Annotated in this window: 14 protein-coding genes; 10 read left to right on the forward strand and 4 right to left on the reverse strand. The window is 36.1% G+C overall.

What is annotated here, in order from left to right; translation table 11 throughout:
* The 3 genes from ACY2V1_RS01130 to ACY2V1_RS01140 form a co-directional block, all read right to left on the reverse strand.
* A partial coding sequence (locus tag ACY2V1_RS01130) for an ATP-binding cassette domain-containing protein (protein ID WP_461832952.1) occupies positions 1–740 on the reverse strand: 740 nt, incomplete at its 3' end.
* 3 nt (positions 741–743) lie between these two features.
* Positions 744–1,706, reverse strand: a complete 963-nt coding sequence (locus ACY2V1_RS01135) for an ABC transporter ATP-binding protein (protein WP_461832953.1) — start codon at positions 1,704–1,706, stop codon at positions 744–746.
* Between the two features lie 6 nt (positions 1,707–1,712).
* Complete coding sequence (locus ACY2V1_RS01140) at positions 1,713–2,792, reverse strand: ABC transporter permease (protein WP_461832954.1); 1,080 nt, start codon at positions 2,790–2,792, stop codon at positions 1,713–1,715.
* Positions 2,793–2,963: 171 nt separating this feature from the next.
* Between ACY2V1_RS01140 and ACY2V1_RS01145 the strand changes: the two genes are divergently transcribed.
* The 5 genes from ACY2V1_RS01145 to ACY2V1_RS01165 all read left to right on the forward strand — a co-directional run bounded on the left by ACY2V1_RS01145 (position 2,964) and on the right by ACY2V1_RS01165 (position 8,095).
* The gene (locus ACY2V1_RS01145) at positions 2,964–3,347 is read left to right on the forward strand and encodes a hypothetical protein (RefSeq protein WP_461832955.1); all 384 of its coding nucleotides are present in this window, start codon (positions 2,964–2,966) and stop codon (positions 3,345–3,347) included.
* Positions 3,348–3,409: 62 nt separating this feature from the next.
* Positions 3,410–4,015: an anaerobic ribonucleoside-triphosphate reductase activating protein gene (locus ACY2V1_RS01150; protein ID WP_461832956.1), complete on the forward strand. Its 606-nt coding sequence runs from the start codon at positions 3,410–3,412 to the stop codon at positions 4,013–4,015.
* 124 nt (positions 4,016–4,139) lie between these two features.
* On the forward strand, positions 4,140–6,236 hold the full coding sequence (locus ACY2V1_RS01155; protein WP_461832957.1) for a ribonucleoside triphosphate reductase: 2,097 nt from the start codon (positions 4,140–4,142) through the stop codon (positions 6,234–6,236).
* Positions 6,237–6,462: 226 nt separating this feature from the next.
* The gene (locus tag ACY2V1_RS01160) at positions 6,463–6,666 is read left to right on the forward strand and encodes a type II toxin-antitoxin system HicB family antitoxin (RefSeq protein WP_461832958.1); all 204 of its coding nucleotides are present in this window, start codon (positions 6,463–6,465) and stop codon (positions 6,664–6,666) included.
* A gap of 91 nt (positions 6,667–6,757) precedes the next feature.
* On the forward strand, positions 6,758–8,095 hold the full coding sequence (locus ACY2V1_RS01165) for an FAD-dependent oxidoreductase (RefSeq protein ID WP_461832959.1): 1,338 nt from the start codon (positions 6,758–6,760) through the stop codon (positions 8,093–8,095).
* Here the strand turns inward: ACY2V1_RS01165 and ACY2V1_RS01170 are convergent.
* Positions 8,079–9,701 carry an MBL fold metallo-hydrolase RNA specificity domain-containing protein gene (locus ACY2V1_RS01170; protein ID WP_461832960.1) on the reverse strand — a complete coding sequence of 541 codons (1,623 nt, stop codon included), beginning with the start codon at positions 9,699–9,701 and terminating at the stop codon, positions 8,079–8,081. The genes ACY2V1_RS01165 and ACY2V1_RS01170 overlap by 17 nt on opposite strands.
* 206 nt (positions 9,702–9,907) lie before the next feature.
* Between ACY2V1_RS01170 and ACY2V1_RS01175 the strand changes: the two genes are divergently transcribed.
* The 5 genes from ACY2V1_RS01175 to ACY2V1_RS01195 all read left to right on the forward strand — a co-directional run.
* Positions 9,908–10,981, forward strand: coding sequence for a TRAP transporter substrate-binding protein (locus tag ACY2V1_RS01175; protein WP_461832961.1), 1,074 nt, complete (start codon positions 9,908–9,910; stop codon positions 10,979–10,981).
* Between the two features lie 2 nt (positions 10,982–10,983).
* A complete protein-coding gene (locus tag ACY2V1_RS01180; RefSeq protein WP_461832962.1) occupies positions 10,984–11,469 on the forward strand; it encodes a TRAP transporter small permease subunit in 486 nt (161 codons plus the stop codon).
* A 20-nt stretch (positions 11,470–11,489) separates the two neighbouring features.
* Entirely contained in the window at positions 11,490–12,806 is a 1,317-nt protein-coding gene (locus ACY2V1_RS01185) for a TRAP transporter large permease (RefSeq protein ID WP_461832963.1), read from the forward strand.
* Between the two features lie 71 nt (positions 12,807–12,877).
* Positions 12,878–14,455, forward strand: a complete 1,578-nt coding sequence (locus ACY2V1_RS01190) for an AAA-like domain-containing protein (RefSeq protein WP_461832964.1) — start codon at positions 12,878–12,880, stop codon at positions 14,453–14,455.
* Between the two features lie 77 nt (positions 14,456–14,532).
* The coding region (locus ACY2V1_RS01195; RefSeq protein ID WP_461832965.1) for a B12-binding domain-containing radical SAM protein at positions 14,533–15,465 on the forward strand (933 nt) is incomplete at its 3' end.

Here is a 15,465-nt window from a genome sequence, read left to right on the forward strand (position 1 = left end):
GGATGGATGGGATTTTGAAAAACTTTGTCTGTTGGACCGCATTCTACTACTTTTCCCAAATACATTACATAGGTATAGTCACAAAAATAACCAACCAGATTCAGATCATGGGAAATGAATATAAGGGAAAGCCCCATGTCTTGTTTGAGTTTTATTAGAAGATTTATAATCTGTGCCTGAATGGATACATCCAGGGCAGAGACTGGCTCATCACACACAATTAGTTCAGGGTTCATGCTAATTGCCCGGGCAATGCATATTCTCTGTCTCTGCCCGCCACTGAATTCATGGGGATATTTGTATGCACTGTTCTTATCTAATCCTACCATCTCAAGTAGCTCAAAAATCTTATTTAATCTTTGTTCCCTTGATTTATATATTTGTCCTATCCCATCCATTAATGTAGATTTAATGGTCAATTTTGGATTTAAGGAACTGTAGGGATCCTGAAATACAATTTGTACTTTTCTTCTAAATTCTTTTAGTTCCTTTTCTTTTAGATATGTTATATCCTTTCCTTTAAATATTATTTGGCCTGTATCAGGCATGTAAAATCTCAGTATGGTCCTTGCCAATGTAGATTTACCGCATCCACTTTCACCTACTATCCCCACTACCTGATTGTTTTTTACTGTAAGATCTACTCCATCAACAGCTTTTATATATCCAACAGTCTTTTTAAACAGTCCTTTTTGAATGGGAAAGTATTTTTTTATGTTTTTTAAGCTAAGTATTTCCATAAATTATATGCCTGTTAAATGGCACCTTACCATGTGTTTTTCTGAAACTTCTGTAAGTGAAGGAGTCTTTTCCATACAGATCTTTTTTTTATAAACACACCTTGGATGAAAAGCACATCCTTTTGGTCTATTTTCAGGAGATGGCACATATCCAGGTATGGGTTTTAGAACTTTCCCACGTTTTTCATAATCAGGAATAGATTCAATAAGACCCTTTGTGTAGGGATGCAGTGGATTTTTAAGGACTTCGTCTTTTGGTCCTTGTTCAACAATTGACCCAGAATACATCACTATTACCCTATCTCCTACTTCTGATACAACTGATAGGTCGTGGGTTATGTATATGGCTGAAAGGTCTTTTTGATCTTTTAATTGTTTTAGCAAGTCTAAAATTTCTGCCTGAATTGTTACATCTAATGCAGTTGTTGGCTCATCTAATATAACTATCTTTGGAGATAAAACAATTGCCATGGCAATCAAGACCCTCTGCCTCTGTCCACCACTTAACTCATGGGGATAACAATTTATTTTGTTTTCGGCATCAGGTATTTTTACCTGTTTTAATATATCAATGCACATCTCTTTAACACTGTTTTTATCAATTTTTGTGTGAGTTAAAATAATTTCAGATAATTGGTCATAAATTGTAAAAACTGGATTTAAAGAGGTTAAAGGGTCCTGAAATACCATAGAGATCTCTTTTCCCCTAATTTTTCTTAAACTATCTTCATTTAAGGAAAGCAAATCTCTTTTATCAAAATATATCTTTCCATTAACTCTACTGTTTTTAGGTAGAAGGCCCATAATAGATAGTGCAGTAAATGTTTTACCACATCCACTTTCCCCCACAATACACAAGGTCTCTTTTTCTTTTAAATCAAAGGTGATTTTATCTATTATTTTTATTTTTTTAGAGTCCTTTAAGATATCAATCTCCAGATCTTGGACAGTTAGTATATTTTGCATTTAAATTTAATCCCGTGCCTTTGGATTTAATGCGTCTCTTAGACCTTCTCCAAAAAGGTTAAATGCAAGTACTACTATTAAAATTGCAATTCCAGGGATAAGGGTAAGCCAGGGTGCATCAAAGAGATAGTATTTTCCTTCAGATAGAATGTTACCCCACGTGGCATGAGGTGGAGGGACTCCAAATCCAAGAAAACTAAGACCAGCTTCTGTCAATATTGCACTTGCAATTCCTATTGTGGCAGATACTAAAACAGGGGTTATACCATTTGGGAGCATGTGTTTAAAAATTATTTTAAAATCACTAACATTGAGGGCCTTTGCAGCTAGAACAAATTCTCTTTCCCTTAGAGATAAAAATTCCGCTCTTATAAATCTTGCAGTCCCCATCCAGCTTGTTAGACCAATAACTATCATTATATTATATATGCTTGGGGGAAGCAAGGCAACTACTGTTAAAATCAAAAAAAAGGATGGAAAGCAAAGCATTATATCAATAATTCCCATTATAATTGAATCTATTAAAATAGTTAATTTAGTAAAAGAGATTTTAAAAATTAATTTAAGGATTGTTAAAATACAGCATAATGCTATTAATAAGAATCCAACTATAGTGTGGTAATTTTTTACAATTATACCTATAAAAAATAAAATAAGTAAAAAAAGGTAATCCAGTGATATTCTTTTATTGCCATAATATCCTGCTATTCCTCCTATTATTATTCCAATAAACACTGAAATGGATACTGCCACAAATCCAACGGTTAAGGACACCCAGGCGCCTTGTAGCATCCTGGAAAATACATCCCTACCCAGATGGTCAGTGCCAAAAATAAAAATAGCCAGAGGGGGAATTTCATCCTTGCTTAAAAAAGAAGGGTCTGCTCGAGTTAGAGGAGGAAGCAATTTGGCCTCTAATCTCACCTTTGCTGGATCAAATATAGGATGGGTTGTGGATGTTGCATAAAGTCCAAATATGGCTATAAGAAAAAATAAAATAAAGATTACTAAGCCAAATACAGCCAGCTTGTTTTTTTTAAAGGTGTGCCAGAGTTCAGTAAAAGATGATTTTGCGGTTATTTTCATTTTTTGCTTTACAAACTTTTTGGTGAAGTTATGTTTCCTAAAAGGAGTTGTCAACAAGATTTAGAGAGGTTGTTTGAGATTTTGACAGAGGTAGAAAAAAAATTGTATTTGTTTTCATCTCCTTATTAAAATCCATTTAAAAACCAAAAAGATCTAAAATAGGGGGACAAAATGAGGATATTTTTCTTATCTATTTTTATGTTTTTTTTGCCTATTTCAATGGCGTTGGGAATAGGAGAGAAGGGGGTTCGGATTTCTATGGAAAAAAGTGTCTCTAATGATATTCAATTTGTAATACAGGATATAAACAAAGGATATGAAAATTTATATAAGCATCTTAAACAATTAGATAAGGGGTTCAAAGACCAGAATAAGCATATTGAGTCACTAGATAAAAGGTTTAAAGACTTAAATAATAGCTTAAAACAAATAGATAAGCGCTTAGAAAAAATAAATAATGAGGTTGACACTTTAAGAAAATTTATAAGCTGGCTCGTGATTTGTATCTTTGCTATGATTATGTTAAATTGCTTGTTTAGTCTCTTACTTATTTAAGAAGGTTATAAAAGTTAGAGTAAAAAAATTTTATTAGAAACTAATGGTTAGGTGGTATTGGAATGGAAATTTTAAAAAAAATCAAAGGGTTTCAACCAATTAGTCTATGTGATTGGCCAGGAAAAGTCTCCTGCGTTATTTTTATTGGAGGTTGTAATTTTCGGTGTCCTACGTGTCACAATAAACAAATTGCCTTTTATCCAGAAAAATCTCCCACAATTGAACTAGATATCTTTGACTATCTCAAAAAAAAGAAAAACTGGCTAGATGGAGTTGTTATATCTGGTGGTGAACCTACAATTGCGAGGGGCTTAGATGAGCTTATTAAAGAAATAAAATCTCTTGGTTTTCCTGTAAAATTGGATACCAATGGCTCTAATCCAAAACTTATTTATGAATTTTTACAATTAAACCTGGTTGATCTTTTTGCCGTTGATGTTAAAGGTCCTTTTAAAAAATATAAAGAACTAACAGGTGGAAAAATCTCAGAACAAGAGGTGAAAAAAAATTTTGATGAAATATTTTCATTGGCCAGAAAATATCCTTCTAACTTCCTTTTTAGATTGACAAAAGTTCCCCTATTAAATGAACAAGATATCCTTCTTGTAAAAAAATATCTTCCTCAGGGCTTTGAGTTAAAGCTTCAAGAATATCTAGAGGTTACGTAGTTTTTATTGAGATGGCCTTGCAATTTTAAATTTTATATTCTAATAATTTTGTTTGACGAGTTGTTAAGAAGAAATTATTTTTTAAATTAAATCAATATGTTATAATTATAAAAGGAGATAAGAAATGTACATTGAAGGGATAGAGTCAAAAATCGAGTCTAAAGTAAAGTCTTTAGATAAGCCAAAGCAGATTAGAAAGAGAGATGGGAGGCTTGAGACTTGGTCTGTTGATAGAATTGCAAACGCCATTTTAAAGGCACTAAATGCAAGTGGGATAAAGGATCCTCTACTGGCCAAAAGGCTGGCCATAAAGGTAGAGAAAAAGCTTTTAGGTATAGAGATACCTGAACAGGAACAGGTACAGGACATGGTTGAGCTGGTGCTAATGGAAAATAGGCTCTATCATGTGGCAAAAAAGTACATCTTATACCGTGAGCAGAGGAGGCAACTAAGGTCCCAGACAGAGACTTTTTTAAATATAGGTCGTACCATTGATGACTATCTTTCAAAAGATGATTGGCGAGTATCAGAAAATGCAAACATGGCCCATTCTTTTCAGGGGCTTATGCTCTATCTCTCAGGCTCTGTTCAGGCCAGATATGCATTGGAAAAATATCCAGAAGAAATAAGACTGGCCCATGAGCATGGATACATACACATCCATGACCTCTCCTTTGGACTTGCAGGTTATTGTGCTGGCTGGAGTTTAAGGGACTTACTCTTAGAGGGTTTTAATTTAGAGGGAAGGTGTTCATCAGGGCCTGCCAAACATTTTGATTCTGCTTTAGGTCAGATGGTAAATTTTCTTGGGACCCTTCAAAATGAATGGGCAGGAGCACAGGCATTTAACAATGTTGATACTTATCTTGCCCCATTTATAGCCAAGGACAAATTAAATTATAGACAGGTAAAACAGTCTATTCAGAAGTTTATCTTTAATTTGAATACTACATCTAGGTGGGGAGGACAGTCGCCCTTTACTAATCTCACATTTGATTTGATCCCTCCTAAACACATTGCCAATGAGGGTATTATCTTAGGCGGTGAGATCCATGACAGCTGTTATGGTGAATACGCAAAAGAAATGGAAATGATAAACAAGGCATTTTTAGAGATAATGTTAGAGGGAGATTATCATGGCAGGATATTTAGCTTTCCTATCCCTACTTATAATGTAACAGAAGACTTTCCATGGGATAGTGAAGTTGGAGAGCTACTCTTAAAACTTACAGCAAAGTATGGTGTTCCATATTTCCAGAACTTCATTAATTCTGACCTCAAACCAGAAGATGTGCGTTCTATGTGTTGCCGGCTTCAGATGGACTTAAGAGAACTTAGAAAACGCACGGGAGGATTGTTTGGTGCAGGTGATTTAACTGGATCAATTGGGGTAGTTACTATAAATCTTCCCAAATTGGGGTACCTTGCCCAGGGCGAAGAAGATTTTCTAGACCTCATAACTGAGTATGCAACACTTGCAAAGGAGTCTTTGGAATTTAAGAGAAAATGGGTATCTGACAACTTAGAGAAAGGGATGTTTCCATTTTCTAAAAGGTACTTAAAAAATAGCCTAAAAGGACACTTTTCCACTATTGGAATTGTGGGAGGACATGAGGCGTGCTTAAATCTCCTTGGCAAAGGTATAGATACCCCTGCAGGGATCAGACTTATGAAGAGGACATTGGAACATTTAAGGGAACTTACAGTGCAGTTTCAAGAAGAAACAGGAAATTTGTACAACTTAGAGGCAACTCCAGCAGAAGGTACCAGTTATAGATTGGCAAGGATAGATAAAAAACTCTATCAGGATATAATAACATCAGGATCCTCAGAACCCTATTACACAAATTCCACATGTCTTCCAGTGGATTATACCCAGGATGTGTTTGAGGCACTGGAACATCAAAATAAACTCCAGCCTCTGTATACTGGTGGTACTGTATTCCACGTATATTTAGGAGAAGCAGTCTCAGACTTAGAGAGTTTAAAGAGTTTTATAATAAAGGCAATGAAGAATACAAGACTGCCCTATATCTCAATAACTCCTACTTTTTCAGTTTGTAAGACCCATGGTTATCTTAAAGGAGAACATTTTAAATGTCCAAAATGTGGACAAGACGCAGAAGTGTATACAAGGGTGGTTGGATATTATCGCCCGGTTTCTATGTGGAATAAAGGAAAACAATCAGAATATATAGATAGGGTTACTTTTAAGATTTAGAATACCTTTTAAGTTAGAAAAAGAAAAAATACTGAAATTGGTGTATTGGTTATTGGTGTATTAGTGTATTGGTTATTTGTATATTGGTTATTGGTGTAGTGGTGTATCGGTTATAGTTCACCATTCTTCCCTCTTTCCTGTTCACTGATTACCGTTTAAGGAAGGGGAGGATGTTAAAATAAATTCAGATGTGATGGTGCGTAATGAAAATTTTGGGGAGGGTGACATGAAGATTAAAGTTTATCTTGAACCCAGTGAAGATGGTGGATATACAGCATTAGTCCCATCTTTACCTGGGTGCATATCAGAAGGTGATACTAAAGAAGAAGCATTAAAGAATATTCAGGAGGCCACTTTACTTTATTTGGAGGCAGTTGATGACGATATTTTGGCCTTACAAGATGCTGAAGAAATGGAATTGGCAATATGAAAACGGTCTACATTAGCACATATATTAAAACAGGCAGGAATTTCTTTAAAAGATTTTTTGGAAAAAATATAATAAAAGAGAGGTATAACTTATGAATTTTGTCATAATTGGTGGAGATGCTGCAGGCATGAGCGCTGCATCTCGCGCAAAAAGAAAAAATAAAGAATTACATGTAATAGTTTTTGAAAAGACATATGATGTCTCATATAGCGCATGTGGTATGCCATATAATATTGCTGATCCTGCGAGGGACATGGACGAGCTCATTGTAAGGAGAGCAGAGGTCTTCAGACAGAAGCAGGGTATAGATTTGAAAGTTGGCCATGAAGTAAAAAAAATAGATCCAAAGGCAAAAAAAATCTATGGAACTTCTATACAAGGGGAATTTGAACATCCCTTTGATAAACTACTTATAGCAACAGGGGCAAGGCCAAAGAGCTTAAACATCCCAGGAACTGACTTAGATGGTGTATTTTCATTAAAAAGTCTTGAGCATGGGAGGCAGATTAAAAAATATATTAAAGAAAAATCAGTAAAACAGGCAGTTATTATAGGTATGGGTTATATTGCACTTGAGATGTGTGAAGCATTACGTAGTCTTGATATAGAAGTCTCAATGATAAAGCCAAATCCCAGGTTTTTGCCTAAAATGGAGCAGGAACTGGCAGAAAGAATAAAACAAGTGGTAATCTCACATGGAGTTAAGTTATATGCAGGTTCAAATGTTAATGGGATTGAAAGAAAGGGTGAAAAACTATCAGTTTTAAGCGATGATTTTTCTTTAGATGGAGATATGGTGTTAATTGCCGTTGGTGTTGCTCCAAATAGTGAGCTTGCACAGGATGCAGGCCTTGAGCTTGGTGCTAACAATGCAATTTCAGTTGACAGATATTTTAGGACATCTAATGAAGATATATATGCAGCAGGGGACTGTGCAGATACATATAATGTGATTACTGGTAAAAAGATCTATCACCCATTGGCGCTTTTGGCAAATAGGGGTGGTTGGATGGTTGCAGACAATATTGTAGGAAAAGAGAAAGAATTTAAGGGGATAGTTGCAACTTCAGTGTTTAAGGTGTTTGAATTACAGGTTGCTTCAACGGGGCTTAATGAAAAACAGGCGCAGGATGCTGGCTTTGATCCAGTTTCAGTTACCATTAATTCCAGATCCAGGGCACACGCCCATCCTGGATCAAAGACTATTTCTGTGCACATGGTTGCGGATAAAAAAACAGGGCAACTTTTAGGAACACAAATGGTAGGAGAAGAGGGAGTAGCACATAGGATCAATTCAATTGCAGTTGCCCTTCATGCTAATATGAGTGTGGATGAGTACTTTGGCTGCGACCTTGCATATGCGCCGCCATTTTCGCCAGTTTGGGATCCAACACTTACAGCTGCAAATGTGCTCAAGAAGAAGTTATAGACGATATAAGTTTTGACAAAAGATAGTTGGCATCCAATATCTCGTCCCTGAGCTCGCTTTGGGTTACCCAGTCCAGGGAAGAGAGATTTTGTTTTCGTTTTTCAAGGTGGAGAATCTTTTGTTTTAGGTCGTCTATCAAGAAATCCCAATCAATGGATATTCTGCTCATCTTCTTTTCTTCTTCCTTAATAAAAGATGTGACCATATCTGGGATTAATTCATATTCTTCTAGGTAATCTGGGATGTACACCTCATAACCAAATTTATCCCTGATCTTTTCAGCAAGCACCTTTTGTGACTCATATTCTCCATGTACCAGAAAGACCTTCATCTTGGGATTTTTAAAATTTTCCATCCATTCTAAGATCTGTTTTTGATCTGCGTGGGCAGAAAATCCATTTATTGTGAAAACTTTTGCTTTTACCTGTGTCTCTTCTCCAAAAATTTTTACTGTCTTGGCACCATCTACTATCCTTCTTCCCAATGTCCCCTGGGCCTGAAACCCTACAAAGACTATGCTAGCGCCTGGTCTCCAGATGTTGTGCTTTAGATGGTGTTTAATCCTACCGGCATTTGCCATTCCACTTGCAGAAATAATGATTGCAGGACCTGTTAACGTATTTAATTTAATAGAATCTTCAGTACTCAAGGCAAATTTTAGGTTTTTTAATTTTAATGGATTTTCTCCTTGCTTGAATAATTCCTTGGATTGTTCATCAAAATAGCCGTGGTATTTATCAAATATCCTCGTTGCATTAATTGCCAGGGGACTGTCCATATATACAGGTATTGATGGAGGGATTTTGCCCTGTTTAATTAAAAAATATAATGCATATAGTAACTCCTGTGTCCTTTCCACAGCAAAGGCAGGTATAATGGTCTTTTCATTATTCATTACACTGTAATTTATTGCTTCAGCAAGTTCATCTAAGCTTGCTTCTTCGTTTTTGTGTAGTCTATTTCCATAAGTGGACTCTAAAAATAAAAAGTCAGCATACTCTATTTTAGATGGGTCTTTTACAATAAATTGTTTTGGCCTTCCAAGGTCTCCAGAAAATACAACTTTATATTTTTTGTTGTTTTCTTCAACATTGAGTTCAATTATTGAGGAGCCCAAAATATGTCCTGCATCATGGAGTTCTACTTCCAGTCCCTCTATGGGAGAGAATTTTTTATTATACCCAGTAGTTTTCATAAGGGGTATTGAATTATCTGCATCAATTTCTGAATACAGGGGCTCAAGTAAAGGTTTTCCTTGTCTTTTCCTTTTTTGATTTTTCCATTCAATCTCTGTTGCCTGGACATGGGCACTGTCCTTTAGCATTATAGTCAAAAGGTCCATGGTAGGATGGGTTGTGTATATATCTCCATTAAATCCTTCTTTGACAAATTTGGGTATCAATCCTGAGTGATCAATGTGACAATGGGAAAGCAAAATAAATTCAATGTCTTTAATCCCATACATCTCTGTATTATAGTTTCTTTCTTCTATTTCCTTGTTGCCCTGATGTAGGCCGCAGTCTATACAAAATTTGTGTCCATTTAATTCAACCCTGAAACAACAACCAGTAACTGTCCTGGCAGCTCCTAAAAATTTTACATTCATAAGGGTGTGCTCCTTGTTTAGTGAAGTTAAAAATATCAAATTATCTAAGGCATGGTAGAGAATTATGTCAATAAATTTATTGGGTAAGAAAAACAAAAATTAGTTGAATTTCAGAAATTCTTGGACTACTAAAAAGGTAACTATTTGTTCTTATACAGGTTATTTTAGGTCTCTGACAAACTTATATCAAAAAAAGGGAGGATGTTATGAAAAAGTTTTTGGTAAGTGTCTTAGCAATATTTTTAATTTTTATATTTTGTTCATATCAAGTTTTTGCAAAAAAAATCGTTCTCAGGGCGCAGTCAAGTTATCCAGCAGGGCTTCCCCAGCTGTATGAGCCTGCAAAATACTTTTGTGATTTAATCTACAAATTAACTGACGGTCAGGTAGAGGTAAAATTATATCCCTCGGGTGCAATAGTTCCTCCAAAACAGGTGTTAGATGCCGTTAATTCTGGTATTTTGGACATGGGGTTTACCTGGGCTGGTTGGTGGCAGGGGAAATTTCCAGCAGCACCCCTTTTTGGAAATTCATATCCCAATGGTATGCAGATGCAAGAGATGCTTGGATGGATATTTAGTGGAGAAGGGCTTGAGTTATGGAATGAGATGTATAGATCCCATGGCTACAATGTAGTGGTTTTGCCCCCATACGGAATGCTTGGGTCTGAGAATTTTGCATGGTCAAAAAAGCCTATAAATTCCCTGGATGATTTTAAAGGGCTGAAGTTTAGAACAGTGGGAATATGGGGCAAGTGTTTGGAAAGATTAGGTGCCCAGGTAATTAGCCTTGCAGGAGGAGAGGTTTACCCTGCTTTAGAGAGGGGAGTTATTGATGCAGCTGAATTTGCCACACCTGCAATTGACAAAAAGTTGGGATTTCAAGAGATTTGTCCATATCTTATTGTACCTGGTATTCATGAGCCATGTGCACCCCTTGAAACCTTAATGAATAAGAAAAAATGGGACAAACTTCCCAAAGATATAAAGGAAAAAATTAAAGTAGCACTTATTACTTCTTGCTTTGTGGCAATAAACAAGGCATTAAAACAGGATGCTGAGGCAATGTACTACTTTTTATCCAATCCCAAACTACATGTATCTAAGCTGTCTCCCAAGATGATAGAAAAAATAAAAACTATTGGAGAGCAAGTTATGAGTGAGATAGCCAAAAAAGATCCTTTTTTCAAAAAAGTATGGATGTCTCAAGTGAAATTCAGGAAAAAAGTAGAGCCATATGCTTCTTTAATTAGACTACCTTATCCATACGCAGGAAGATAACAATGAACATAATTGATAAAATAAATAAAATTATTTCTAATATTGTTTCCTATTTAGTAATTATCCTGATCTTGGAACTTGTGTATGATACGGTTATGCGTTATGTATTTAACATAGCTGTTGAGTGGTCGTTTGATATATCTTATATGCTCTATGGAATTATTTTTATGCTTGCAATACCACATGTTGATTATCTAAACAAACACGTTAGGATTGAAATCTTTTATAATAGATTTTCCAAAAGATTAAAATCTATAGTAGATATTATTGGATATATTTTGATTTATATTCCTATATCTATTTCACTTTTAATATTTGGATGGAAGTTCTTTTATATATCATACAAAATCAAGGAAACATCTGGTGCGAGTATGTGGTCTCCGCCTATTTATCCATTTAAATTTATTATTCCTTTAACTGGTTTTCTTTTGCTTTTACATACATTGTCTAGGCTAATTAAAACCATTAGATATGCAATAAAAAAGTAAAAATAGAGTAGTGGATTATTATGGGTTTATCAAATAATGTATTAATATGGATCCTCCTGGTTGGACTTTTTGTTGGTCTATTTTCTGGGCTACCAGTTGGATTTGTGCTCCTTGGTATCTCCATTATTGTTGGAGTCATTGGGTTTGGTAGCCCTTTTTTCTCAATGATGATGATGAGGGTGTTTGAGACCATGCACAACTATGTGTTGGTCTCAATAGTGCTTTTTATCTTTATGGGCATTATGCTGGAGAGATCAGGTGCTGGAGAAAAACTATTTTCTTCTATGCACATACTCTTTGGCAGAGTTAGAGGTGGTCTTGCCTTTGCTGCCATTATTGTGTCCACAATTATGGCAGCGGCAACAGGGATTATGGGTGCGCCAGTGATAATTATGGGGTTATTTGCCCTTCCTGAAATGTTGAAAAGGGGGTATTCTAAAAGCCTTAGTTGTGGTACCATTTGTGCGGGAGGCACCCTTGGAATCCTTATCCCCCCTAGTATAATGTTGGTTGTATATGGTCCAATGGCTGGCATCCCTGTTGGAAAATTATTTTTAGGTGCAATTCTTCCTGGACTCTTGCTCTCTTTTTTATACAGTGTATATGTTTTGACCCTCTGTCATTTTAAGCCTGAGATGGGGCCACCCTTTGAAACCAGGGATGTGAGTTTTAAAGAGAAGTGTTATCTTTTTTTTCACTCCCTCCTTCCAACCCTTTTTTTGATTTTAGCAGTTTTGGGCTCTATTTTTTTTGGGATTGCTGCGCCCACTGAGGCCGCTGCAATTGGCAGCTTTGCATCTATTTTGTTGGCTATACTGTACGGCAGGTTTAATTTGAAGATGTTAAAAGATGTGATTTTAGAGACTACATATGTATCCAGTATGATCCTTACTATAGTTATGGGAGCCTTTGTATTTACTGGTACCTTTATGTTGGTTGGTGGAGGAGACTTTGTAGCTAATATGCTTTTTTCTGTATCTAAAAATCCATGGGTGATTCTTTTTTTCATGGTCCTATGTTTCTTTGTGTTTGGGATGTTTATGGAGTGGGTTGGAATTGTTCCAATCTTAGTTCCCATATTTAGTCCAATAATCTCACAGCTTGGGTTTAATCCTTTGTGGGCTGGTATATTGTTTTGTGTTGCGATGCAGACATCCTTTTTGACCCCGCCAATGGCACCTGCCTTGTTTTATTTAAAGGGAGTAGCACCCAAAGATGTGGATTTTGCAAACCACATAGTCAAGGGAGTTATTCCGTTTATTATAATTCAGTTAATATCCCTCATAATACTTGCTATTTTCCCAGAAATTGTTACTTTTTTACCAAGTAGAATGTGATTTTTAACAATACATTTAATTTTTTGAAATTTTTATTTTGGACGGAAGATTAACATAAAGGGATTAGTGTTATGAGGTATTTTAATACTGCTGGGCCTGTAAGATGTGATGAGCATTACTGTCTTCCACCATTGCAGAGGTTGGACTTGGAAGAGGTTTTGATGTTAATTGACCAAAAAAAATATTTTGTTCTGCACGCTCCACGTCAAACAGGAAAGACAAGTTGCTTGTTGGCATTGATGGAATATTTGAATAGCCAGGGGAAATACAAGGCCCTTTATATAAATGTGGAAAAGGCACAGGCTGCAAGGGAAGATGTGAGCCAAGGGATTAAAACTATTGTAAGTAGTCTTCAAAGGATGGAGGAATTTTTTTGGGGAACCAATTTTCTCTATGATTGGCAGAAAATTTTAGAAGAACGCGGTCCTCATGATGGATTGGAAACAGCTATTTCGCTTTTGTGTCAAAGGGCCAAAAAACCTGTAGTGCTTATGATAGATGAAATAGACAGTTTGATTGGTGATACCTTGATATCAGTCTTGCGGCAGATAAGGTCAGGTTATGCTTTTAGGCCAAAGGGCTTTCCTCAGAGTATAATACTTTGTGGTGTTAGAGATGTAAGGGACTATCGCATTCATGCAAGTCAAGAAAAGGAAATAATTACAGGTGGTAGTGCTTTTAACATTAAAGCAGAATCCCTTCACCTTGGGGATTTCAATAAGAGGGAGATAAGTATCCTCTATTCTCAACACACAGAAGAAACAGGTCAGGAATTTGAAGATGGGGTGATTGATTATGTGTGGGAATTAACAGAAGGTCAGCCATGGCTTGTGAATGCACTGGGTTATGTGGCCTGTTTTAAGATTAAGCAGAGTAGAGATAGGTCCAAAAAAGTAACAAAAGACATAATAGAACAGGCAAAAGAGAAGATAATAATAGAAAGATACACCCATATTGACCAACTTGCTGATAAATTGAGGGAAGAGCGGGTAAAAAAGGTAATTGAGTGTATTTTAATGGGGGAAGAAGAGCCAGAGGATATCCCAGTTGATGACATCCTGTATGTAAGAGACTTAGGTCTTATAAAGACCCATCCCAGTCTTAGGATATCCAATAAGATATATCAAGAGGTGATACCCAGGGAACTTACATTTTCCACCCAGCTTACCATCACCCAGGATGCTGCGTGGTATGTAAGGGAAGATGGCTCTCTTGATATGGATAAACTCATGCGTGCTTTTCAGGAGTTTTTCAGAGAGCACAGTGAATCTTGGATTGAGAGATTTGACTACAAAGAGGCAGGCCCTCAGCTTCTTATGCAGGCATTTTTACAGAGGATAGTAAATAGCGGAGGAAGGATTTACAGAGAATATGGTCTTGGAAGAAGACGCACAGACCTATTAGTTGTATGGCCAACAAAAGATAATAATGTGCAAAAAATAGTCATAGAACTAAAGATATTACGTAAAAGTTTAGACAAGACAATAGCACAAGGGCTCAAGCAGACTAAAGACTACATGGACAAGTGCAGTGCCCTTGAAGGGCATTTAGTTATTTTTGACAAAAGAGAAGATATATCCTGGGATGAAAAGATATTTGAGATGGAAAAGACAGTGGATGGCAAAAAAATAAAGGTATGGGGGATGTAGAAAAATTATTTATCACTGGACAAACTCTAGAAGATAATACATGTTTTTCAGCTGAATATGAAATTTAGGAGAAGGTTATGAAAGTAGCACTAATATGTCCTCCCTACCCATTAGAAGAATATCCATCACCACCCCTTGGAATTTCATATGTTGCAGCAACCTTAGAAGAGATTGGGGTTGATGTAGAAATATGGGATTTTATTGTGCAAAAATATACCCATGAGAAAATTGAGAGGTTTGTGAAGAGATTTAATCCAGATGTAGTAGGCGCAACTTCTGTGACCATGAATTTTTTATTTGCCCAAAAAATTTTAAAAGAAGTGAAGAAACTAGCTCCAGATGTAATCACCATGATGGGTGGCCCCCATGTGTCCTTTGATATAAAAGATACTTTGAATTTATACCCTCACATTGACTTAATAGTTGTTGGAGAAGGTGAACTCACTCTAAAAGAACTTATTCCAGATATAAAAAACAAAAAAAATTGGAAAAATATTAAGGGAATAGCGTTTAGAAATGAAGATGGCAGTATAAATATCACACCTAAAAGGGAGCTTATACCTGATTTATCAAAGCTTCCCTTACCGGCCAGACATCTACTTCCTTTATCAAAATATTTGGCTCTGGGCTTTCCTGTTAGTATTACAACCAGTAGGGGCTGTCCCAATAAATGCATATTTTGTCAGGGTCGAAGGTTGCTTGGATTAAAACCCAGGTATAGGCCTATTGGGAGTGTGGTATCAGAGATTGAGTATCTCTTATCCCTGGGGTTTTCCAGAATCAATTTTGCAGATGATTTTTTTACGTCCAATAAACCACGGGTCAAAGATCTGTGTGGGGAAATTAAAAAAAGAGGTTTAGAATTTTCGTGGAGCGCCTTTGTAAGGGTAGATTCAGTTGATAGGGAACTTCTTTTGGCCATGAAAGATGCTGGGTGTGATACTGTTAGTTTTGGAGTTGAATCTGGAAATGAAGAAATGCTTAAAAGAATTAGAAAGAGAATAAAAATT

The sequence above is a fragment of the Desulfothermus sp. genome (genome assembly GCF_053993635.1).

What these genes read in the sequence shown, in the direction of transcription:
- ACY2V1_RS01135 (WP_461832953.1), bottom strand. Translation starts at nt 1,706, where the DNA reads ATGCAAAATATACTAACTGTCCAAGATCTGGAGATTGATATCTTAAAG.
- ACY2V1_RS01140 (WP_461832954.1), bottom strand. Translation starts at nt 2,792, where the DNA reads ATGAAAATAACCGCAAAATCATCTTTTACTGAACTCTGGCACACCTTT.
- ACY2V1_RS01145 (WP_461832955.1), top strand. Translation starts at nt 2,964, where the DNA reads ATGAGGATATTTTTCTTATCTATTTTTATGTTTTTTTTGCCTATTTCA.
- ACY2V1_RS01150 (WP_461832956.1), top strand. Translation starts at nt 3,410, where the DNA reads ATGGAAATTTTAAAAAAAATCAAAGGGTTTCAACCAATTAGTCTATGT.
- ACY2V1_RS01155 (WP_461832957.1), top strand. Translation starts at nt 4,140, where the DNA reads ATGTACATTGAAGGGATAGAGTCAAAAATCGAGTCTAAAGTAAAGTCT.
- ACY2V1_RS01160 (WP_461832958.1), top strand. Translation starts at nt 6,463, where the DNA reads ATGAAGATTAAAGTTTATCTTGAACCCAGTGAAGATGGTGGATATACA.
- ACY2V1_RS01165 (WP_461832959.1), top strand. Translation starts at nt 6,758, where the DNA reads ATGAATTTTGTCATAATTGGTGGAGATGCTGCAGGCATGAGCGCTGCA.
- ACY2V1_RS01170 (WP_461832960.1), bottom strand. Translation starts at nt 9,701, where the DNA reads ATGAATGTAAAATTTTTAGGAGCTGCCAGGACAGTTACTGGTTGTTGT.
- ACY2V1_RS01175 (WP_461832961.1), top strand. Translation starts at nt 9,908, where the DNA reads ATGAAAAAGTTTTTGGTAAGTGTCTTAGCAATATTTTTAATTTTTATA.
- ACY2V1_RS01180 (WP_461832962.1), top strand. Translation starts at nt 10,984, where the DNA reads ATGAACATAATTGATAAAATAAATAAAATTATTTCTAATATTGTTTCC.
- ACY2V1_RS01185 (WP_461832963.1), top strand. Translation starts at nt 11,490, where the DNA reads ATGGGTTTATCAAATAATGTATTAATATGGATCCTCCTGGTTGGACTT.
- ACY2V1_RS01190 (WP_461832964.1), top strand. Translation starts at nt 12,878, where the DNA reads ATGAGGTATTTTAATACTGCTGGGCCTGTAAGATGTGATGAGCATTAC.